Raw genomic sequence first — 20,102 nt, 5'->3', positions numbered from 1 at the left:
AGAGGCCTCGTGGTGTGGTTCGCCCGGACCCTGCGGATCTCGAAGTCCATCGCACCCCTTGAACTGGGGTGTTGCAACGACTCCTAGAACCCAAGCTGGCTCGGTGGCCCGTCGGCGTGGGGCCGGCTCAGGAGGAGCCGAGCAGCAGTGGCTTGGCGAGCGGCGCCCGGGCGAGCAGCGGCAGCAGCTCGGCGGCCGGGTAGGCGCGGTGCGCGGTGACGCCGAGCGGGGCCGGGGCCAGCGGGATCAGCTGGTCGGCGGCCGGGCCGGCGTCGGGGCTGTGCAGCCACAGTGCCGTCGCGTACTGCCCGGGGAAGGTCAGCAGCCGGGGCTGCTGGCGGGACCGGGAGCCCTGGGCGAGCTGCCAGGCCTGGCGCAGCGCCCGGACCGTCGAGTCGAGGTAGGGGCCGGCGGTGAAGTGCGAGAAGGTGTGGCCCTCGACGGCCTGGACGACCTCGGCGGCGGCGGCGACCTCGGCGCCGTCCTTGATCAGGAAGCGCCAGCCCGTCCGGCGGGCGGCGGGCAGCTCCGGGCGCGGCCCGTCCAGGACGTGGACGGCGAGGGGGTGCGCGGGGAGCAGCGGGCCGACCGGATGGCGCAGTGCTGCGGCGGCGGGTTGGCGCAGCGCGGTCTCCGAGTCGAGTGCGGCCAGGACGGCGCGCAGGGCGCTCGGCGGGGGCTGGGGGGTCTGCAGAGTCATGGCGGGGTCCGCCTCTCCGTGCGAGATCGGCGTGCGAGTGCGGCATACCGGCGTGGCGCGGTGTGTCATCGGTGACGGGACCTGGCCGTGTCCGGTTGTGCATGATCGCGGTGCCGGCGCGGTCGCCGCCGTCGACGAGGGTTTCGAGGCGGAGCGGGCCGGCCGGAGCGCAGTGCGAATTCTATCGAACAGGTGCGCAGGGTGACCTGTTTATCACAGGCGGTGGCGCCGGGCAAGTCGGCAGATCTGCTGAATATCCGTCAGTTTCCTTGCATTGCAAGCCAGTACAAGCATTCGGGTATCGATCTTCGAGGTGGGCATGATGCTTGCACGGTCGGGTCGGCCGGTGTCTCAGGAGGAGGGGACCGTGGGCGAGAAGGTCGTGGCGACTCGGGCTGATCTGGCGGACCGGCAGCTGTACCGGCGCAAGCTCCAGGCCTGCCTCGACGCGCTGGGGCGGATGCTGCGCGAGGACCGGTTCGACCGGCCGCGGGCGGTCATGGGCCTGGAGATCGAGCTCAACCTGGCCGACGAGGACGGCCTGCCGGCGCTGCGCAACGCACAGGTGCTGAGCGCGATCGGCTCCAGCGACTTCCAGACCGAACTGGGCCAGTTCAACGTCGAGGTGAACATCGTGCCGCACCGGCTGTGCGGGCACGTCTTCGAGGACCTGCGCGAGGAGCTCGACACCGGGCTGCGCTACGCCGACCGGCGGGCCGCCGAGGCCGGTGCCCGGATCGTCATGGTGGGGATCCTGCCGACCCTGGAGCACGGTCACACCGGCCTGGACGCGATCTCCCACAACCCGCGCTACAGCCTGCTCAGCGACCAGATCCTGGCCGCCCGCGGCGAGGACATCGCGCTGGACATCGAGGGCGTCGAACACCTCCAGCTGGAGACCATCACCATGGTGGCCGAGGCCGCCGCGACCTCCCTGCAACTGCACCTGCAGGTGACCCCGGAACGCTTCTCCTCGGTGTGGAACGCGGCCCAGGCGATCTGCGGGGCGCAGCTCGCGCTCGGTGCCAACTCGCCGTTCCTGTTCGGGCGGGAGCTGTGGCGGGAGACCCGTCCGGTGCTGTTCCAGCAGGCCTGTGACACCCGTACGGCGGAACTCAAGGCGCAGGGCGTCCGGCCGATCACCTGGTTCGGCGAGCGCTGGGTGGACTCGGCGTACGACCTGTTCGAGGAGAACCTGCGGTACTTCCCCGCCCTGCTGCCGATCTGCGACGACGAGGACCCGATGAAGGTGCTCTCCTCCGGCGGCGCGCCCCGGCTCGCCGAGATGCGGCTCCACAACGGCACGATCTACCGCTGGAACCGGCCGGTGTACGACATCGCGGGCGGGATCGCGCACCTGCGGGTGGAGAACCGGGCGCTGCCGGCCGGGCCGACGGTGGCCGACACGCTCGCGAACGCCGCCTTCTACTACGGGCTGGTCCGGGTGCTCGCCGAGCAGCCCCGGCCGGTCTGGACCAGGCTGCCGTTCGAGCGGGCCGACGAGAACTTCCGGCAGGGCGCCCGCTACGGCATCGACGCGGTGTTCCAGTGGCCGCGGGCGGGCCGGGCGGGCCGCGGCGGCGGGCTGACCACGGTGTCCGCCGTCGACCTGGTGCTCAACGAACTGCTGCCGATGGCCCACCAGGGCCTGGACGAGTGGGGCGTGGAGCCCGCCGACCGGGACCGCTACCTGGGGATCATCGAGCAGCGCTGCCTGCGCCGCACCAACGGCGCGGCCTGGCAGAGCGCGACCTTCCACCGGCTGCGCGAGCAGTACGGGATGGACCGCCCGGCCGCGCTCGCCGCGATGACCAGGCGCTACATCGAGCACATGCGCACCGGCGAGCCGGTGCACACCTGGCCGGTCGGGTAGCCGGACCGCTGTGTCAGGATGATCGCTCCGGCGGTCGGCCGACGGCCGGAGCGACGCCCGCCCCGCTGGAGCCGCCCGTGACCACCCTCCCGACCGCACCGGAGACCGCGAAGCCCACGCGCCGGCTGCTCGGCGTGGAACTGCTGATCGTCCTCGGCCTCTCCCTCGGGGCCAGTGGCGTCAGCGCGCTGATCAGCTTCGCGGCCTCGCTCACCGAACCGATCCAACTCGGCCAGCAGGTCGCCACGTTGAACGGCTCGCGGGCGCCCGGTCGGCCCTGGCTGGACCTGGTGTGGCAGCTGTACTACATCGGGCGCGGGCTGATGCCGGTGGTGCTGGTCGGGTACCTGCTGGTGCGTGAGGGCGCCGCGCTGCGGGTGCTCGGCTTCGACCTCGGGCAGAAGCTGCGCGACCTCGGCCGGGGCGCCGCCGTGGCGGCTGCGATCGGCGGCTCCGGGCTGGTGCTGTACCTGGCCTCGCAGGCGGCCGGCTACAACCTGACGGTGGCGCCGTCCGGGCTGCCGGACGTGTGGTGGCGGGTCCCGGTGCTGGTGCTCTCCGCGTGGCAGAACGCCGCCCTGGAGGAGGTCGTCGTCCTCGGCTACCTGCTGCGCCGGCTCGGGCAGCTGGGCTGGTCGTGGCCGGCGGCGGTGGTGGCGAGTTCGGTGCTGCGCGGCTCGTACCACCTGTACCAGGGGGTCGGCGGGCTGGTCGGCAACATGGTGATGGGGGCGGTGTTCTGCCTGCTGTACCGGCGCTGGGGGCGGGTGATGCCGCTGGTCGCGGCGCACGCGTTGATCGACACGGTGGCCTTCGTCGGGTACGCGCTGCTCGCCGGGCACGTCAGCTGGCTGCCGACCCCCTGAGCGGGAGCCGGCCGGCCGGGGTGCGCGGCGGCCGGGCGAGCAGGCGGTCGACGTGCCGGCGCTCCAGGCCCGGGCCCGGGTCGATCGGCAGCAGCAGGCGGTCGCGGCGCCAGAGGGAGTTGCGGACCAGCCGCGGCGGGATGACGTCGTCCACCCAGGCGAACGGGCGGCCCGCGGCGTAGCGCAGCAGCGGGGCCCACTTGCGGGCCGAGAGCAGCTCCATCAGCGGGACGCGCGGGTCACCGGGCTGCGGGACGTCGCCGGTGAAGCGGACCAGCGGGAGGGCGGGCAGGCCGATGGCCGGGGCGATGTGCGCATTGGCGTGCTCCTCCCAGGTGGTGGCCCACACGAGTTCGTAGGTGCCGGCCAGCTCGCGGAGCCAGGCGCCGTGCCGGGCGGAGAGGAGCACCGAGTAGCCGAGCAGGGTGTGGGTGTCGAACCCGGCGTCCGGGTGCGGGCAGACCGGGTTGAGCACCCCGTCGACGTCCAGGAACAACAGAGGCTTCGGCACCAGTGGCCCCCCAGAGACGGTGGTGTGACTTACCTGGTCGGACGAACCTGGCGTACCAGTGGTTGCGTACGGCCGGGCGCACGCGGGGCGCACGGGGCGCTCACGGCGTGGCCACCGGCTCGGCGGCGGCCACCGGTGCGTCGGCGGTGCTCCTGCGGGCCAGTCGGCGGACCTGAGGCTCCAGCAGCACGACCGCGCTGAGCACCAGGCAGACGACGGCGCAGGCCCACAGCGCGCCCGAGAGGCCGAGCACCGTGGCCGCCGGGCCGGCCAGCGCGATGCCGATCGGGGACAGCGAGAAGGAGCCGAGCTCGTCGTACGCGGCGACCCGGGAGAACATCTCCTCGGGGATCTCCTGCTGGAGCGCGATCATCCAGTTGACGCCGAAGACGGTGACGCCGACCCCGGACAGGAACATCGCGAGGGCGAGCAGCGGCAGCGGTGCCTCCGCCGCCAGCGCCAGGGCGGGCACGCCGAACAGGAACACCCCCCAGTTGCCGACCAGCAGGATCCGGCGGGGCCGCCAGCGGGCCATCAGCACGCCGGTCACCACCAGCCCGACGCCGTAGGCGGCCATCGCCAGGCCCCAGTCGGACGCCCCGCCGAGGCGCTCCTTGGCGACCGTCGGCCCGTACACCGACTCGACCGCGCCGATGCAGGCGACCAGGACGGAGAACTGCGCCACGATCACCCAGAGCCAGCGGCGGGAGGCGAACTCCCGCCAGCCCTCCCGTAGATCGCGCAGCATGCTGTGGCCCTGCGGGGCGGGCGCCTGCTCGGCCTCCAGGAAGAACCGGAGCGAGGCGGCGACCAGGAAGCAGGCGCCGTCCAGGGCGAGCACCCAGCCGGGGCCGACGGCGGCGGTGAGCGCGCCGCCGAGCGCGGCGCCGCCGATCTGGGAGGCGTTCTGGCCCATCCGGAACACCGAGAAGGCCCGGGCGGCGTGCTCCGGGGCGACGGCCTGCAGCATCATGCCGCCGGAGGCGGGGGAGTAGAGCGCGTACCCGGCGCCGCCGGCGGCGGAGAGCAGCATCAGCTGCCAGAGCCGGATGTCCCCGGACAGCACCAGCGCGGCCAGGACGACCTGGGACAGGCCGCTGAACAGGTTGGCGGCGACCATGAGGTGGTGCCGGGGCATCCGGTCGGCGAGGGCGCCGCCGACCACCAGGAGCAGGACGGTGGGCAGCAGTCGGGCGGCGGTGACGTAGCCGACCTCGGACGTGGTGCCGCCGTGGCCGAGCACGGCGAAGGCGGTGGCGATGGGGGCGCCGGCGTTGCCGAGGCCGCTGACCACGGTGGCGGCGGTCTGGATGCGGAAGTTGCGGCTCGCCCAGGCGAGGCGGCGGGGGCGCGGGGGTCGGGTCGGCACCTGGAGACTATGGCCGCGGTTCGTACAGCTGTCCATCGGGTTTTCGCGGCCGGGACGGGCTCAGCCCAGGTGGCCCCAGAGGAAGGTGAGGGTGCGGCGCCAGGCGGTCGCGGCCTGGAGCGGGTCGTAGGTGCCGAGCGGGTTCTCGTCGTTCATGAAGGCGTGGCCGGCCGGGTAGAAGTGGATCTCGGGGCGGACGTCGGTGGCCTCGCCGATCCGGATCGCGGCCTCGTCGACGGCGGCCATCGGGATCGAGCCGTCCAGTTCGCCGAAGTGCCCCAGGACGTGGGCGGTCAGGCCCCGGTAGTCGAAGTCCGGGTCGGGCGGGAGGCCGTAGAAGGGCACCACCGCGGCGACCCGGTCGCCCTCCCGGGCGGCCAGCAGCAGGGCGAAGCCGCCGCCCATGCAGAAGCCGACCACGCCGACCGCGTCGCCGACCACGCCCTCCAGGGCGAGCAGGTGGTCGACGGCCCCGGAGAGGTCCTCGACGGCCCGCTCGGCCGGGAGTTCGCGGGTGAGCCGGGCCGCCTCGGTGCGGTCGTGGGTGGTGGCGCCGCCGAACAGGTCGGGGGCCAGCACGGTGAAGCCCTCCGCGGCGAAGCGGTCGGCCATCGTCGCGACGTGCGGGGTGAGGCCCCACCACTCCTGCACCACCACCAGGCCCGGCCCGACGCCCTGGGGCGGGCGGGCCAGGTACCCGTGCGCGGTACGGCCGTTGCTCGGGAAGGCGACGTTCTGCCGGGAGCCGCCCTGGTCAGGCATGGGTTCCTCGCGGGGGGGGGGGGGTCGGGCCGGATGCGGCGGGGACTCGACGGGGGCGGGCTCAGCCCATCTCCTCCAGGGCGCGGCCCTTGGTCTCCTTGATACAGAAGGCCACGAACGGGATGGAGAGCAGCGCGAAGGCCGCGTAGATGACGTACGTCGCCGACAGGTTCCAGTCGGCGAGGTTGGGGAAGCTGACGGTGATCGCCCAGTTGGCGATCCACTGGGCCGAGGCGGCGACGGACAGCGCGAGCGCGCGGATCCGGTTGGGGAACATCTCGCCGAGCAGGACCCAGACCACCACGCCCCAGGAGAAGGCGAAGCAGAGCACGAAGACGTGCGCCGCGACCAGGGCGACGGTGGCGTGGGTGTTGTCGAGGGTGGCGGTGTCCCCCGTGCCCTGCCGGTACGAGAACGCCCAGGCGGCGGTGCCCAGCGCGAGCGCCATGCCGATCGAGCCGGCCAGGGCGAGCGGCTTGCGGCCGATCCGGTCCACCAGCGCCATCGCGATCACCGTGCCGATCACGTTGATGATCGAGGTGGAGAGGCTGATCAGCAGGGAGTTGGACTCGTTGATGCCGACCGACTGCCAGAGGAAGGAGGAGTAGTAGAAGATCACGTTGATGCCGACGAACTGCTGGAACACCGAGGCCCCGATGCCGACCCAGACGATCGGTAGCAGGCCGAACCGCCCGCCGAGCAGGTCCTTGAGCCGGGGCTTGTGCGAGGACTCCAGCACCGCGCGGATCTCCGCGACCCGGGTGTCCAGGTCGACGTCCTCGCCCTCCACCTCGCGCAGCACCTTGCGGGCCTGGTCCTCCCGGTGGTCGGCGATCAGGTAGCGCGGCGACTCCGGGATGGCGAGCGCCATCAGCCCGTACACCAGGGCCGGGATGGTCTCCACGCCGAGCATCCACTGCCAGGCCTGGATGCCGCCCAGGTGGCCGGTGGACTCGCCGCCGGCGGCCTGGTTGATCGCCCAGTTGGCGAGCTGGGAGACGGTGATGCCGAGCACGATCGCCATCTGCTGGAAGGAGGCGAGCCGGCCCCGGTAGGCGGTCGGCGCGACCTCGGCGATGTAGGTCGGCGCGATCACCGAGGCGATGCCGATCGCGATGCCGCCGACCACGCGCCAGGTGGCCAGCACCTGGATGCTCGGCGGGAACATCGAGCCGATGCCGCTGATCGCGAACAGGGTGGCGGCCAGCAGCATGGTGCGGACCCGGCCGAGGTGGTCGGCGAGCCGGCCGGCGGCCACCGCGCCGGCCGCCGAGCCGAGCAGCGCGATGGCCACCACGAAGGCCGTTTCGCCGTTGCCCACGGCGAAGTGCTTCTGGATGCCCGTCACCGCACCGTTGATCACCGCGCTGTCGTAGCCGAACAGGAACCCGCCCATCGCGGCGGCGGCGGAGATGAAGATGACGTGCCCGAGGTGGGCCTCGCCCGCCCGGTGGCTGTTGAGTGTGGACAAGCGCGCTCCCCGAGGTGGACGGGCCCGCTCTGACGGCCGAGTGGGCAGGACTCGTCTCACATTCGAGCAGCGGCGGGGCCGCCCTGCTCGAATTGGGGGCCGATCGGGTGATTCGGGGTCAGCCAGGGGCAGTCATCAGGGGTGCGATGGGCCGTTCGCGCCGGGAGCGTGAACGGTCGGACGCGCCCCCGGGCCAGCCGGTGCGCCTGCCGGGCCAGTTGACGCGCCCCCGGTCGGTCGGTGCGCCCTGGTCAGCCGACGCGCCGCTGGTGCCGGCGCAGCAGTTGGGCGCGGGCGGCGGCGTCCTGGTCGCGCCGGGGGTGCGGGGCGTTCGCGCGGCCGGCCTCGCGCTCGGCCAGCCGGTCGGCGATCGCGTGCTGGGCGTCGGCCGGCTTCTTGTCGTCGTACTTGAACTTGGCGCGCACCTCGCGGACCGTCAGGCGGAGCCCGCGCAGGCCGGGCAGCAGCCGGGAGAACTCGCCCTCACCGGGCACCACCCGGGTGTCCGGCGTCTCCGGCTGGAAGTGCGCCAGCTGGCGGTTGAGGATCTCCGCCTTGCCCGCCGCGGACTCGACGAGCTCGGCGGTGCAGTGGAAGTGGACGGAGGCGTAGTAGCTGGTGGGCGTGCCCGGCTCGCCGCGCCAGTGGCCGGGCGCGAAGGCGTAGCCGTCGGTGACCGCGAGGGTGACCTGCGGGTCGGCCCGGACGGCGGCCAGCAGCGGGTTGGGCGTGGCGAGGTGGAGCAGGATCTCGCCGCGCTCGGCGTCCAGCAGGAAGTGCGTCGGGACGAGCACCGGGCCCTCGCCCGGTCCGCCGTTGGCGGCGAGCAGGCCGAAGTCGCGGCCCTCGGCCAGCCAGGCGCGCCACTCCTGTTCGTCGCCGCGGTCCCAGGATCTGATCAGCATCGGCGGGCCCTCCGTCAGCGGGGGTAGCCGCGCAGGTGCGCGGGCAGCGGGACGGTGGTGGAGTCGGCGGGCTCGGGGGTGCCGTGCACGGTGGTGACCGGGATCAGGCCGGACCAGTGGGGCAGGTCGAGGTCCTCCGGGTCGTCGTCGGCGCCGTCCGCGCGGGTCTTGGCCGAGACCTCGTCCAGGTCGAGCCGCAGGACGGCGGTGGCGGCGAGTTCCTTGGCGTTGGCCGGGCGGACGTCGGCGGAGCGGCCGGGGATCGCGTGGTCGACCAGCGCGGCCAGCGCGACGTCCAGCTCCTCGGGGTCGGTGACCTGGTGGGCGGTGCCGTGGGCGACGACCGAGCGGAAGTTGACCGAGTGGTTGAACGCGGACTTGGTCAGCACCAGCGCGTCGACCAGGGTGACGGTGAGGCAGACCGGCAGGCCCTGGTCGGCGGAGGCGTTGCGCAGCGGACGGCTGCCGGTGGAGCCGTGGACGTACAGCCGGCCGCCGACGCGGGCGTAGATGGTCGGCAGGACGACGGGGGCGCCGTCGGCGACGAAGCCGAGGTGGCAGATGTACGCGTGGTCGAGGATGTCGTGGATCGCCTCCTGCTCCCAGGTGGCGCGGTCCTTGTAGCGGGTGGGGGTGGTGCGGGGGGTGCGGGAGTAGCTGGCGGAGCCTTCTGAAGGGGCCGACATGACAACCTCTATGTACTAGTGCATAATTTGCTTTGTGCTAGGAGACTATCCGCTGAAAGGGCGACGCGCCAGCGAAATCGCGTCCCACATCGAACAGGGCGTGAGCACCGGACGCCTCGCCCCCGGAACCGCGCTGCCCCCGCTGCGCGACCTCGCCGCCGAACTCGGCGTCAACCCCAACACCGTCGCCGCCGCCTACCGGCTGCTCCGCGACCGCGGGGTGATCGAGACCGCCGGCCGCAAGGGCAGCCGGATCCTCCCCAGGCCCGCGCTCACCCCGCGCGACCAGATCCGCGTCCCCGTCCCCCCGCACGCCCGCGACCTGTCCGCCGGCAACCCCGACCCGGCGCTGCTGCCCGACCTCGCCCCGGTCCTCGCGGCCGCCGCCGAGGCCGCCCACGCCGAGCCCGTCCTGTACGGGCACCCGGCCATCGACCCCGGGCTGCTCGCGCTCGCCCGCGCCTCCTTCGAGGCCGACGGCCTGCCCGGCGGCCCGATCGCCGTCGCCTCCGGCTCGCTCGACACCATCGAGCGCATCCTCGCCACCCGGCTGCGCCCCGGCGACGCCGTCGCCGTCGAGGATCCGGGCTGGGGCAGCCTGCTCGACCTGCTGCCCGCGCTCGGCCTGCGGCCCGCGCCCGTCCGGCTGGACGACGAGGGTCCGCTGCCCGACTCGCTCGCCGTCGCGCTGGCCGAGGGCGCCCGCGCGGTGGTGGTCACCAGCCGGGCGCAGAACCCGACCGGCGCCGCGGTCACCGCCCGCCGGGCCGAGGAGCTGCGGGCCGTCCTGGCCGAGCACCCCGGCGTGCTGCTGATCGAGGACGACCACGGGCACGGCATGGTCGACCAGCCGTACCACTCGCTGGTGGGTGCCGGCGCGCGGCACTGGGCCGTGGTGCGCTCGGCGGCCAAGGCGTACGGCCCGGACCTGCGGCTCTCGGTGGCCGTCGGCGACGAGGACACCATCGGACGGGTGACCGGGCGGCTGCGCCTCGGCGCAGGCTGGGTCAGCCACCTGCTCCAGCGGGCCGTCGCCGAGCTGTGGCGCACCGACGCGGTGCCGGTCGCCCGGGTGGCCGGCGTCTACCGGGCCCGCCGGGACGCGCTGCTCGGCGAACTCGCCGCGCGCGGCATCGAGGCGCACGGCGAGAGCGGACTGAACGTCTGGGTGCCGGTGCCGGACGAGACCTCCGTGCTGGTGGCGCTGGTGCAGCGCGGCTGGGTCGCGGCGCCCGGCGCGCGCTACCGCATCCAGTCCCCGCCCGGGCTGCGGCTCACCGTGGCCCAGCTGGAACCGGCGGACGCGCAGCGGCTGGCCGAGGACCTGGCGGCCGTGCTGGGGGCGGGCGGGGCCGGTTCGCGGCTGGTGTGAACCGGGCTCCGCCGGTCCGGTTCGACCCGTGCGCTCCGCCGGTCTGAACCCGGTGCTCCGCTGGTCTGAACCCGGCGGTAACAAAGCGGGAAACCTGGTGCAGATACCTAGCGGTAACCAGTGCGGGCATGTCATGTTCATCGCGCCACCGGCCGGCGGCCCACCCTCACCTAGGCGTCTTCCCGTCCCCACCGCACGGGAAGACCGAGCCGCAGGAGTTCCGCCGTGCCCGAAAACAGTTCGAGCATCACCCGCAGCGCCCCTCGACTCCGCCGACGGCTGCTCACCGCGGCCCTCGCCCTCCCGCTGGCCGCCGGCGGTCTGATGGCCGGCGGCCTCGCCGCCGCCGCGCCAGCCGCCGCGGCCTCCTCCATACCCCTCGCCGCACCGGGCGGCCCCACCGCCAGCGTCACGCTCGGCGACAGCTACATCTCCGGCGAGGCCGGCCGCTGGATGGGCAACGCCGCCGGCACCAGCGGCAGCCGGGCCGGTACCGACCGCGCCTGGAACGGCAGTTCCGCCGACGCCTCCCGGATCTACGGCCCCACGGCCGCGAGCGGCTGCGACCGCTCCGACGTCGCCGAGGTGCTCAGCGCCTCCACCGGCGCGCAGAACGAGATCAACCTGGCCTGCTCCGGCGCCGTCACCGCGAACATCTTCCGCGCCGCCAACGGCGGCCAGACGCTCAAGGGCGAGGCCCCGCAGGCCGACCAACTCGCCACCGTGGCACAGCAGAACAACGTCAAGCTGATCACGCTGTCGATCGGCGGCAACGACCTCGGCTTCGGCGGCATCATCTCCAACTGCGTCCAGGACTACCTCATCTGGTACTCCTACTGCCACGACTCCGCGCAGTCCTCGATCGACTCGAAGATGCCCACGGCGATGGCTGGGGTCGGCAAGGCGATCGACGAGATCCGCGCGGTGATGGCCGGCGCCGGCTACGCGCAGGGGGACTACCGCCTCGTCCTGCAGTCCTACCCCTCGCCGATCCCGCGCAGCGCCGAGATGCGCTACCCGGAGAGCGGCTGGACCCGCTCGAACACCGGTGGCTGCCCGTTCTGGGACGGTGACGCCGACTGGGCGCGCGACTCGATGGTGCCGCAGATCTCCAAGTCGCTGGCCGGGGTCGCGGCGTCCAAGGGTGCCCAGTTCCTCGACCTCTCCGACATGCTGCAGGGCCGTGAGGTCTGCTCGACGGCCACCCGGCAGCCGACCGCCACCGCCGGACCGTCCGCGACCACCAGCGAATGGGCACGCTTCCTGGACGGCGGCCTCAACTCCACGCAGGGCGTGCTGCAGGAGTCGATGCACCCCAACTACTACGGGCAGCAGGCGCTCGGGCGCTGCCTGACCCTGCTGTGGGGGCAGAGCAGCGGCGACTACGCGTGCCGCAACACGGCGGGGCAGGACGCGGGCGGGATGTACCTGGCGGCGCGGTGACGCCGTGACGTTGTGGCGCTCGGCGCCCGTTCTCCGGATCGGTTCCGGAGGCGGGCGCCGGGTGGCTCAGCCCTTGGCGAGCAGGGCCTGGGCGTGCGCCCGGACCTGGTCCTTCGTCAAGTAGGCGTCGGTGTACTCGAAATCGCGCATCCGGGCGGGCTGCCGGGCGAGGAAGCCGGTCCGGACGAAGTCGTCCCCGGCGGTCGCGTTGAGCAGCCAGTTGGCGCTCACCCGGAACTTGGCCGCGTTGGTGCGCATCGCCATCAGGTGGTAGCCGCGGGCCACCAGTTGGGCCGGCACCCCGTGCAGCTCCACGCCGAGCGGCTTGGACACCGCGTCCTTGCCGCCCAGGTCGACCACCAGGCCCAAGTCCTTGTGGTAGTAGGGCTCCAGAGGCTGGTCGCGGAGCGCGGCGATCACGTTGTCGGCCACCACGCGGCCCTGCCGGGCGGAGTGCTGGGCGGTCGGCGGGCAGACCGCGCCGTCGCCCTTGGCGAGGTCCGGCACGGCGGCCGCGTCGCCCAGCGCGAACACGCTCTCGAACTGCGGCACCCGCATCTCCGCCGTCACCGCGAGCCGGCCGCGGACCGTCTCCGCGTCCAGCGTGCCGATCAGCGGGCTCGCGGCCACCCCGGCGGTCCAGATCAGCGTGCGGCAGGGCAGCACCCTGCCGTCGGTGAACTTGACCGACTCGGCGCCGACTTCGGCCACCGAGACGCCCAGCGACACCTCGATGCCGCGGCCGCGCAGCACCTCCAGAGCGGCCAGGCCCAGCGCGTCGCCCAGCTCCGGCATCAGCTTCGGGGCGATGTCGATCAGGTGCCACTTGATCTGCCGGGTGTCCAGGCGCGGATAGCGGTGGGACGCGGCGGTGGTCAGACGCTGCAGGCAGGCGGCCGTCTCGGTGCCCGCGTAGCCGCCGCCGACGACCACGAACTGGAGCCGGGACTCGCGCTCCCGCTGGTCCAAGGTGGCCGAGGCGAGGTCGAGTTGGGCGATCACGTGGTCGCGGACGTAGGCCGCCTCGGCGAGCGTCTTCATCCCGCGGGCGTAGTCGGTCAGGCCGGGGATGTCGAAGGTGCGGGTGACGCTGCCGGGGGCGAGGACCAGGTAGTCGTACTTCTGCGCCACCACCTCGTCGGTGATCTTGCGGACCACGCACACCTTGGAGGCCGGGTCCACGCCGATCGCGCCGCCCGGAACGATGTGGGTGCGGCGCAGCGTGCGGCGCAGGGAGACCGCGACCGACTGCGGGGTCAGCACGCCGGCCGCGACGTGCGGCAGCAGGGGCAGGTAGAGCTGGTAGCTGAACGGTGTGACCAGCGAGATCTCGGCCTCCGACGGCGCGAGCTTGCGTTCGAGTCGGCGGGCGCACTCCAGGCCGGCGAAGCCACCGCCCACGATCAGGATCCGAGGTCGTTCCATCGCTCATCCCTTTGCCGTGCAGGTCGTAACCGCGAAGGTCCCCATTGCTGTCCGCCACACTCGCACGGAGCAGCGGGGGCTGCCACCGGGGTGGGGCGGATGGTGGAGGGGTGGGACGGGGGGCGTACGGAGGGGAGGAGGTGACGGGTCGGCACCGATAGGCTGTGGGGCGTGCTCCCCGAGGTGACGGCGGTCCGTTATGTGACGCCACTGCGAGAAGGCGGCTCGATGCCGGGCCTGGTCGAGGCCGACGACCGGCGGCTGTACGCGCTGAAATGGGTCGGTGCGGCGCAGGGCCGGAAGGCGTTGGTGGCGGAGGTGCTGGCCGGGGAGTTGGGCCGGCGGCTCGGGCTGCCGGTGCCGGAGCTGGTGACGGTCGACCTGGATCCGGTGCTGGCCCGCAGCGAGCCGGACCAGCAGGTCCAGGACCAGATGCGGGCCAGTGGCGGGACCAACCTCGGGATGGCCTTCGTCAGCGGCGCGCTCAACTTCGACCCGCTCTGCTTCGAGGTGGATCCGGAGCTGGCCGGCCAGGTGCTCTGGTTCGACGCGCTGATCGGCAACGTCGACCGCTCCTGGCGCAACCCCAACCTGCTGGTGGCGACCGGCGGGCTGCGGCTGATCGACCACGGCGCGAGCCTGATCTTCCACCACCACTGGGCGGGCGCCGCCGCCTGGGTGCGCCGCCCGTACGATGCCTCCGACCACGCGCTGCTGCGGGCCCGGCCGGACCTGACGGCCGCGGACAAGGCGCTCGCGCCGCTCGCGGAGGCCGCGATCGAGGGCGCGGTGGCGAGGATCCCGGAGGTCTGGCTGCTGGACGAGCCCGGCTTCGACTCGCCCGAGGCGGTGCGCGCCGCGTACCGCGCCCAGCTGACCGGCCGGCTGGCCGGTCCGCGCGACTGGCTGCCGGAGGTGCCCGCATGACCGAGCCGAGGACGCCCGCGCTGCCGGCCGCCGTCGAACTGCACGACTACGAGTACGCCGTGATCCGCGCGGTGCCGCGGGTGGAGCGCGGCGAGTGCGTCAACGTCGGGGTGCTGCTGTACTGCCGGCAGAACGGGTATCTGGCCGCGCGCACGCACCTGGACCAGGCCCGGCTGCTGGCGCTCGACCCGGTGGCGGACGTGCACGGGGTGCGGCGGGCGCTGCACGGGATCGAGGCGGTGTGCGCCGGGGGTCCGCAGGCCGGTCCGGCGGCGGGGGACAGCCCGGGGCAGCGGTTCCGCTGGCTGACCGCTCCGCGCAGCGCGATCGTCCAGCCGGGGCCGGTGCACACCGGGCTGACCGCGGACCCGGAGCCGGAGCTGCGGCACCTGTTCGATCAGCTGGTGCTCTAAGCTCTGTCGACTGGCCGGAGGCTCTGTCGACCGGCCGGTGCTGCAGTTCTGGTCAAGCCGTCGACGGTTGCCGTGGTCAAAGCTTGAGTTGCTGAAGCACTCGGCCGTACGCTGACCCCATGGGTTCGACAGCGACGACGACCGTACCGACCAACGCCGAGTTGATGGAGGCGTTGGCCGCCGTCGGCGCCGCGTATTTCCAGGACTTCGCGGCGGCCGCGGCCCGGCACGGGCTCTCCTCCTCGCAGGCCAAGGCGCTCGGCGCGGTGCAGGAGCCGGTGCCGATGCGGGCGCTGGCCGGACGGCTGGGCTGCGACGCCTCCAACGTCACCGGGATCGTGGACCGGCTGGAGACGCTGCGCCTGGCCCACCGGGAGGCCGCCGCCGGCGACCGCCGGGTGAAGATCGTCGTGATCACGGACGAGGGCCGGGAGATCCTGAACCGCATCCGCGGCGAGATGGCCCGCACCCACCAGGCGTTCGAGGCGATGACCGACGAGCAGCGGATCGCGCTGCACTCGATCTGCGGGCAGGTCCTGCCGGTGCTGGCCGGCCGGGCCGGCGCCGCCCAGTAAGCCAGCCCAGTAAGCCGCCCGGTAACGGACCGCGCCGCGCCCGGCGGGAGCCGTCGGGCGGGCCCGGTCGGAGCCGTCCGCTCCGGCCCGGGCCGTAGCCGCCCGATGCGCCGACGTTCCGGCTGACCTCGGCTGTTAGGCTTGCGAAGCGTGAGCGCGAAGCCCCAGATCCCCAATGTCCTGGCCTCCCGGTACGCCTCGGCGACCCTGGCCCAGCTGTGGTCCCCCGAGCACAAGGTGGTCCTCGAGCGCCACCTGTGGCTCGCCGTCCTGAAGGCCCAGCAGGACCTCGGTGTCGAGGTACCGGCGAACGCCGTCGCCGACTACGAGCGGGTGATCGACCAGGTCGACCTCGGCTCGATCGCCGCCCGTGAGCGGGTCACCCGCCACGACGTGAAGGCCCGCATCGAGGAGTTCAGCGAACTCGCCGGCCACGAGCAGATCCACAAGGGCATGACCTCCCGGGATCTGACCGAGAACGTCGAGCAGCTGCAGATCCGCCAGTCGCTGGAGCACGTGCGCGACCGTACGGTGGCCGTGCTGGTCCGGCTGGCCCGCCTGGCCGCCCAGCACTCCGAGCTGGTCATGGCCGGCCGCTCGCACAACGTGGCCGCGCAGGCCACCACCCTGGGCAAGCGCTTCGCGTCGATCACCGACGAGCTGCTGGTCGCCTTCCGCCGCCTGGAGGAGCTGATCGCCCGCTACCCGCTGCGCGGGATCAAGGGCCCGGTCGGCACCGCCCAGGACATGCTGGACCTGCTCGGTGGCGACACCGACAAGCTCGCCGAGCTGGAGCGCCGGGTCGCCGGGCACCTCGGCTTTGACAACGTGTTCATCAGCGTCGGCCAGGTCTACCCGCGCTCGCTGGACTTCGAGGTGCTCACCGCCCTCGTCCAGCTGGCCGCCGCGCCGTCCAGCCTGGCCAAGACCATCCGTCTGATGGCCGGCCACGAGCTGGTGACGGAGGGCTTCAAGGAGGGCCAGGTCGGCTCCTCGGCGATGCCGCACAAGATGAACACCCGCTCCTGCGAGCGCGTCAACGGCCTGGCCGTCATCCTGCGCGGCTACGCCTCGATGACCGGCGAGCTGGCCGGCGACCAGTGGAACGAGGGTGACGTCTCCTGCTCGGTGGTGCGCCGGGTCGCGCTGCCGGACGCCTTCTTCGCCTTCGACGGCCTGCTGGAGACCTTCCTGACCGTTCTCGACGAGTTCGGCGCCTTCCCCGCCGTGATCGAGGCCGAGCTGGACCGCTACCTGCCGTTCCTCGCCACCACCAAGGTGCTGATGGGCGCGGTGCGCGCGGGCGTCGGCCGGGAGACCGGGCACGAGGTCATCAAGGAGCACGCCGTCGCCTCCGCGCTGGCGATGCGTGCGGGTGGCCGCGAGAACGAGCTGCTGGACCGGCTGGCCGCCGACGAGCGGATCCCGCTGGACCGGGCCGGGCTGGACGCGCTGCTGGCCGACCGGCTTTCCTTCACCGGTGCGGCCGGCGCCCAGGTCGCCGAGGTGGTCCGCCAGGTGGAGGCCGTCGCCGCCGCCTACCCGGAGGCCGCCAAGTACGCGCCGGCCGACATTCTCTGACGGGCAGTACTTCCTGACGATTCGTCAGCCGGCTGAGGGCCCTGCCGCCGATCCGGTGGCGGGGCCCTCGTCCGTGTGGACGTGGCCCGGGTCGAGTGGTGGGGTGGTGCCGCAGGCCCACTCGCAGTCCGGCTCGGCCACCGGGCGGTCCACCGGCGCGAGCACGTTGCCGCGGACGGTGGCGAAGGCCGTCAGCCCGCCGGTGACCAGCAGTCCGGCGCAGATCAGCATCGCGGTGCGGAAGGCGGAGTCCACGGCGGACGGCACCCGGTAGGCGTCGCCGCTCAGCCCGGCGAGCGAGGGCAGCGCGGCGACCGCGAGCAGCCCGGCCGCGCGGGCGGCGGCGTTGTTGACGCCGCTGGCGATGCCCGCGTGCCGGACCTCGACGGCGGCCAGCACCGTCGCCGTCAGCGGCGCGACCAGCAGGGTCATCCCGCAGCCCAGCACCGTGACGGCGGGCAGCACGTCCGCCCAGTAGGAGGAGCCGGGGCCGATGCGCAGCATCAGCAGCACCCCGGCGGCGCACAGCAGCGGACCGACGGTGAGCGGGATCCGGGGGCCGATCCGCTTGCCCAGCCGCCCGGCGCGCGCCGACAGGGTCAGCATCAGCACGGTGATCGGGATCAGGGCGAGGCCGGAGACCAGCGGGGAGAAGCCGGAGACGATCTGCAACTGCACCACCAGCAGGAAGAACACCCCGCTGAACGCCGCGTAGACGCAGAGGGTGACCAGGTTGACGGCGGTGAACAGCCGGGAGGAGAAGAGGCCGAGCGGCAGCATCGGCTCGGCGGCGCGGCGCTCGACCGCGATGAAGGCCGCGCCGAGCAGCAGGCCGATCACGCCGGTGAGCCAGACCGCGGGGGACAGGCCTTCTCCGGCGGCGGTCAGCGCATAGGTGATCGCGCCGAGGGCGAGCGCGGCGAGCAGCGCGCCGAGCACGTCGAAGCGGCCGACGGCGCTCTCGTTCCGGCTCTCGGGGACGAACCGGGAGGTGACCGCGACCACGGCGGCCGCGAGCGGCAGGTTCAGCAGGAAGATCCACCGCCAGCCGGGGCCGTCCACCAGCCAGCCGCCGAGGAAGGGGCCGACCGCGGCCGACACCCCGCCGAGGCCCGACCACAGGCCGACCGCCGCCGAGCGGTCGTCCGGGTGGAAGACGGCTTGCAGCATGGCGAGCGAACCGGGGGTGAGCAGCGCCCCGCCGATGCCCTGGACGGCGCGGGCGGCGATCAGCACGTGGATGGTGGGGGCGGCGGCGCAGGCCGCGGAGGCGGCGGCGAACCAGAGCACGCCGATCAGGAAGACCCGGCGCCGGCCGTACCGGTCGCCGAGCGCGCCGCCGAGCAGGATCAGTCCGGCCAGGGTGAGCAGATAGGCGTTGAGCGTCCACTGCAGGGACGCGAGGGAGGCGCCGAGATCGGTGCCGATGCGGGGCAGCGCGACGTTCACCACGGTGCCGTCGAGCATCGCCATGCTGGAGCCGAGCACCGTCGCGAGGAGGACCCAGCGTCCCCGCGAGGTGCCCAGGCGCAGTGTTCCTGCTTCGGAGGTGGCCACGGGCCGATCCTGCGCCCGTGGGGCGTACGTGACAAGGGTCACCGGGGGGTGTGTCGGTGGGTGCGCGGTGCGTGAGCGGGTGGGTGCGCAGCGGTGGCGGAATCGGCGCAGCGTCGTGGATCAGTGGCGCCGGGTGAATGGATTGTGCACGTACGGTGCAGCCGATCATTCGGAGGGTCACCGCAGCTCGGGGGGTTGTTGCCGGTTCAAGTGATCGACATTGCTTCACCCGAACGGATGGGTTTTAGTTCAGCGACCGCCCGGCCAGTCCGGACGGATCCACCGGGTGGAACGCCGAATCCTGCCGCTGCCCGGTGGCTCGCACCGAACTCTGTACGGCAGGAGCGGGGGACCCACAGGTAAGTCGCCGGACCGGAAACGGCACGCTTTCGCGTACCCGGATCCAGGGCCGGCTAGGGGTGAAGCCGCATGTGCGGCCGGGCAACTCCAGCCCGAACCCGACAGCTCACCTCGCAGGCGTCGGAGAGGAAAATTCCATGCCTGCACAGGCTCGTCGTATCGCCCTGCCCCGCGCCGCCCGCATCGGGATCGCCACCGCCGTCACCGGTGTCTCCTTCGCCCTGCCGCTCGTCACCGCGATGAGCGCCCAGGCCTACCCCGCGCCGGCCGCCGCCGTCACCGCCGCCCCGGCCGCCGCTCCCGCCGACCAGGCCCAGGCCCCGTCGCAGGAGAGCTACCGCGTCGTCAGCGGCGACACCCTGTCCCGGATCGCCGACGCCCAGCACGTCGACGGCGGCTGGCAGGCGCTGTACGACCACAACCGCGAGGTCGTCGGCGGCAACCCGGACCTGATCTTCCCCGGTCAGCAGCTCGTGATCGCCGGCCAGGCCGCCCCGGCCAAGCCCGTTGCCCCGGCGAAGCCCGCCCAGCCGTCCGCCCAGGACGCCGCGCCGGCCACCACCGCCGCCAAGCCGCAGGCCCAGCTGGAGGTCCGGACCGAGGCGGCCAAGCCGTCCGCCCAGCTCCAGACCCAGCTGCAGACCGCCGCGCCGACCACCGCGGTCACCGCCGTGCCGGTCGCCGCCGCCTCCGCCTTCGTCGCCCCGCTGGCCAGCCCGAAGCTGGGCACCGCCTACGGCGTGGCCGGCTCGATGTGGGCCTCCGGCCACCACACCGGCCAGGACTTCGTCGCCTCCACCGGCACCCCGCTGCGCGCCGTCGGCAACGGCGTCGTGGTGAAGGCCGGCAACGGCGGCGCCTACGGCAACGAGGTCGAGATCAAGCTCGCCGACGGCCACTTCGCCGAGTACGCGCACCTCTCCTCGATCGGTGTGAAGATCGGTCAGGCCGTCAAGGCCGGACAGCAGATCGGCCTCTCCGGCGCGACCGGCAACGTGACCGGCCCGCACCTGCACTTCGAGATCCGCAACGGCTCGGAGTACGGCTCGGACATCAACCCGGTCGCCTACCTGCGGGCCCACGGCGTCGCGCTCTGACCAGTGCCGGATGCACCGGATGCACCGGATGCACCGGATGTGCCGGATGCGTCGGGTGAGGAACCACCGCTGCTACGGGGCGAATCGACCGCCCGGGATGGTCATGTCGGGTGACCGCTCGACCGGGTGATCGCCGCAGCAGTGGACATGGGCGCGGGACACGCCCAGGCCGGCCCGGGGGGGGGGGGGGGGCGGGCGCGCGCGCGGCC

At 73.4% G+C, this 20,102-nt stretch carries 18 protein-coding genes and 1 riboswitch; of the genes, 9 read left to right on the top strand and 9 right to left on the bottom strand.

Translation table 11 applies throughout. From position 1 onward, the window contains the following. Positions 1-127 precede the first annotated feature (127 nt). Entirely contained in the window at positions 128-700 is a 573-nt protein-coding gene (locus tag ACFV6D_RS31420) for a hypothetical protein (protein ID WP_063350208.1), read from the bottom strand. Between the two features lie 367 nt (positions 701-1,067). Between ACFV6D_RS31420 and ACFV6D_RS31415 the strand changes: the two genes are divergently transcribed. Both ACFV6D_RS31415 and ACFV6D_RS31410 read left to right on the top strand, forming a co-directional pair. Continuing rightward, positions 1,068-2,573 carry a hypothetical protein gene (locus ACFV6D_RS31415; RefSeq protein WP_063350209.1) on the top strand — a complete coding sequence of 502 codons (1,506 nt, stop codon included), beginning with the start codon at positions 1,068-1,070 and terminating at the stop codon, positions 2,571-2,573. A 77-nt stretch (positions 2,574-2,650) separates the two neighbouring features. Continuing rightward, the gene (locus tag ACFV6D_RS31410; protein ID WP_208869123.1) at positions 2,651-3,439 is read left to right on the top strand and encodes a CPBP family intramembrane glutamic endopeptidase; all 789 of its coding nucleotides are present in this window, start codon (positions 2,651-2,653) and stop codon (positions 3,437-3,439) included. Here the strand turns inward: ACFV6D_RS31410 and ACFV6D_RS31405 are convergent. The 6 genes from ACFV6D_RS31405 to ACFV6D_RS31380 form a co-directional block, all read right to left on the bottom strand. Next, complete coding sequence (locus tag ACFV6D_RS31405; RefSeq protein WP_380426624.1) at positions 3,417-3,953, bottom strand: HAD domain-containing protein; 537 nt, start codon at positions 3,951-3,953, stop codon at positions 3,417-3,419. The two genes, ACFV6D_RS31410 and ACFV6D_RS31405, sit on opposite strands and share 23 nt — an antisense overlap. A 97-nt stretch (positions 3,954-4,050) precedes the next feature. Then, entirely contained in the window at positions 4,051-5,319 is a 1,269-nt protein-coding gene (locus tag ACFV6D_RS31400) for an MFS transporter (RefSeq protein WP_380562150.1), read from the bottom strand. A 60-nt stretch (positions 5,320-5,379) separates the two neighbouring features. Next, entirely contained in the window at positions 5,380-6,081 is a 702-nt protein-coding gene (locus tag ACFV6D_RS31395; RefSeq protein WP_380484142.1) for a dienelactone hydrolase family protein, read from the bottom strand. Between the two features lie 61 nt (positions 6,082-6,142). Beyond that, positions 6,143-7,552, bottom strand: coding sequence for a sugar porter family MFS transporter (locus ACFV6D_RS31390; protein WP_380340693.1), 1,410 nt, complete (start codon positions 7,550-7,552; stop codon positions 6,143-6,145). A 251-nt stretch (positions 7,553-7,803) separates the two neighbouring features. Next, positions 7,804-8,457: an FMN-binding negative transcriptional regulator gene (locus ACFV6D_RS31385; protein ID WP_380340690.1), complete on the bottom strand. Its 654-nt coding sequence runs from the start codon at positions 8,455-8,457 to the stop codon at positions 7,804-7,806. A 14-nt stretch (positions 8,458-8,471) separates the two neighbouring features. Continuing rightward, complete coding sequence (locus ACFV6D_RS31380) at positions 8,472-9,143, bottom strand: pyridoxamine 5'-phosphate oxidase family protein (RefSeq protein WP_380562148.1); 672 nt, start codon at positions 9,141-9,143, stop codon at positions 8,472-8,474. 34 nt (positions 9,144-9,177) lie between these two features. Here ACFV6D_RS31380 and ACFV6D_RS31375 point away from each other — a divergent pair, with 34 nt between their 5' ends. Together ACFV6D_RS31375 and ACFV6D_RS31370 are read left to right on the top strand one after the other, a co-directional pair. Beyond that, a complete protein-coding gene (locus tag ACFV6D_RS31375; protein ID WP_380426618.1) occupies positions 9,178-10,515 on the top strand; it encodes an aminotransferase class I/II-fold pyridoxal phosphate-dependent enzyme in 1,338 nt (445 codons plus the stop codon). Between the two features lie 225 nt (positions 10,516-10,740). Continuing rightward, the gene (locus ACFV6D_RS31370; RefSeq protein ID WP_380562146.1) at positions 10,741-11,958 is read left to right on the top strand and encodes a GDSL-type esterase/lipase family protein; all 1,218 of its coding nucleotides are present in this window, start codon (positions 10,741-10,743) and stop codon (positions 11,956-11,958) included. Between the two features lie 66 nt (positions 11,959-12,024). Here the strand turns inward: ACFV6D_RS31370 and ACFV6D_RS31365 are convergent, their stop codons facing one another. Beyond that, on the bottom strand, positions 12,025-13,383 hold the full coding sequence (locus tag ACFV6D_RS31365; protein ID WP_063350218.1) for an NAD(P)/FAD-dependent oxidoreductase: 1,359 nt from the start codon (positions 13,381-13,383) through the stop codon (positions 12,025-12,027). Positions 13,384-13,554: 171 nt separating this feature from the next. Here ACFV6D_RS31365 and ACFV6D_RS31360 point away from each other — a divergent pair, with 171 nt between their 5' ends. The 4 genes from ACFV6D_RS31360 (at position 13,555) to purB (ending at position 16,879) form a co-directional block, all read left to right on the top strand. Then, positions 13,555-14,310, top strand: a complete 756-nt coding sequence (locus ACFV6D_RS31360; protein WP_079136059.1) for a HipA family kinase — start codon at positions 13,555-13,557, stop codon at positions 14,308-14,310. Further along, complete coding sequence (locus tag ACFV6D_RS31355; protein ID WP_063350220.1) at positions 14,307-14,723, top strand: DUF3037 domain-containing protein; 417 nt, start codon at positions 14,307-14,309, stop codon at positions 14,721-14,723. The genes ACFV6D_RS31360 and ACFV6D_RS31355 overlap by 4 nt, the downstream gene beginning before the upstream one ends. Before the next feature lie 119 nt (positions 14,724-14,842). Next, on the top strand, positions 14,843-15,298 hold the full coding sequence (locus tag ACFV6D_RS31350; RefSeq protein WP_063350221.1) for a MarR family winged helix-turn-helix transcriptional regulator: 456 nt from the start codon (positions 14,843-14,845) through the stop codon (positions 15,296-15,298). A gap of 150 nt (positions 15,299-15,448) precedes the next feature. Beyond that, on the top strand, positions 15,449-16,879 hold the full coding sequence (purB, locus tag ACFV6D_RS31345) for an adenylosuccinate lyase (protein WP_063350222.1): 1,431 nt from the start codon (positions 15,449-15,451) through the stop codon (positions 16,877-16,879). Between the two features lie 24 nt (positions 16,880-16,903). On the opposite strand, the gene ACFV6D_RS31340 is transcribed toward purB, so the two are convergent. Then, positions 16,904-18,436, bottom strand: coding sequence for an MFS transporter (locus ACFV6D_RS31340; RefSeq protein WP_380562144.1), 1,533 nt, complete (start codon positions 18,434-18,436; stop codon positions 16,904-16,906). Between the two features lie 312 nt (positions 18,437-18,748). Further along, positions 18,749-18,931, top strand: a riboswitch (cyclic di-AMP (ydaO/yuaA leader). A gap of 2 nt (positions 18,932-18,933) precedes the next feature. On the opposite strand from ACFV6D_RS31340, the gene ACFV6D_RS31335 reads away from it, so the two are divergent. Then, positions 18,934-19,893 (top strand): peptidoglycan DD-metalloendopeptidase family protein, encoded by a 960-nt coding sequence (locus ACFV6D_RS31335; RefSeq protein ID WP_380562142.1) that lies wholly within the window; start codon positions 18,934-18,936, stop codon positions 19,891-19,893. The last annotated feature ends 209 nt before the right edge of the window (positions 19,894-20,102 follow it).

Source organism: Kitasatospora sp. NPDC059812 (genome assembly GCF_042732075.1).
Classification (GTDB): Bacteria; Actinomycetota; Actinomycetes; order Streptomycetales; family Streptomycetaceae; genus Kitasatospora.
The sequence above is the reverse complement of the archived record's forward strand: the minus strand, read 5'-3'. Positions and strand labels throughout refer to the sequence as shown.

What these genes read in the sequence shown, in the direction of transcription:
- ACFV6D_RS31420 (WP_063350208.1), bottom strand. Translation starts at nt 700, where the DNA reads ATGACTCTGCAGACCCCCCAGCCCCCGCCGAGCGCCCTGCGCGCCGTC.
- ACFV6D_RS31395 (WP_380484142.1), bottom strand. Translation starts at nt 6,081, where the DNA reads ATGCCTGACCAGGGCGGCTCCCGGCAGAACGTCGCCTTCCCGAGCAAC.
- ACFV6D_RS31385 (WP_380340690.1), bottom strand. Translation starts at nt 8,457, where the DNA reads ATGCTGATCAGATCCTGGGACCGCGGCGACGAACAGGAGTGGCGCGCC.
- ACFV6D_RS31380 (WP_380562148.1), bottom strand. Translation starts at nt 9,143, where the DNA reads ATGTCGGCCCCTTCAGAAGGCTCCGCCAGCTACTCCCGCACCCCCCGC.
- ACFV6D_RS31365 (WP_063350218.1), bottom strand. Translation starts at nt 13,383, where the DNA reads ATGGAACGACCTCGGATCCTGATCGTGGGCGGTGGCTTCGCCGGCCTG.
- ACFV6D_RS31355 (WP_063350220.1), top strand. Translation starts at nt 14,307, where the DNA reads ATGACCGAGCCGAGGACGCCCGCGCTGCCGGCCGCCGTCGAACTGCAC.
- ACFV6D_RS31350 (WP_063350221.1), top strand. Translation starts at nt 14,843, where the DNA reads ATGGGTTCGACAGCGACGACGACCGTACCGACCAACGCCGAGTTGATG.
- ACFV6D_RS31335 (WP_380562142.1), top strand. Translation starts at nt 18,934, where the DNA reads ATGCCTGCACAGGCTCGTCGTATCGCCCTGCCCCGCGCCGCCCGCATC.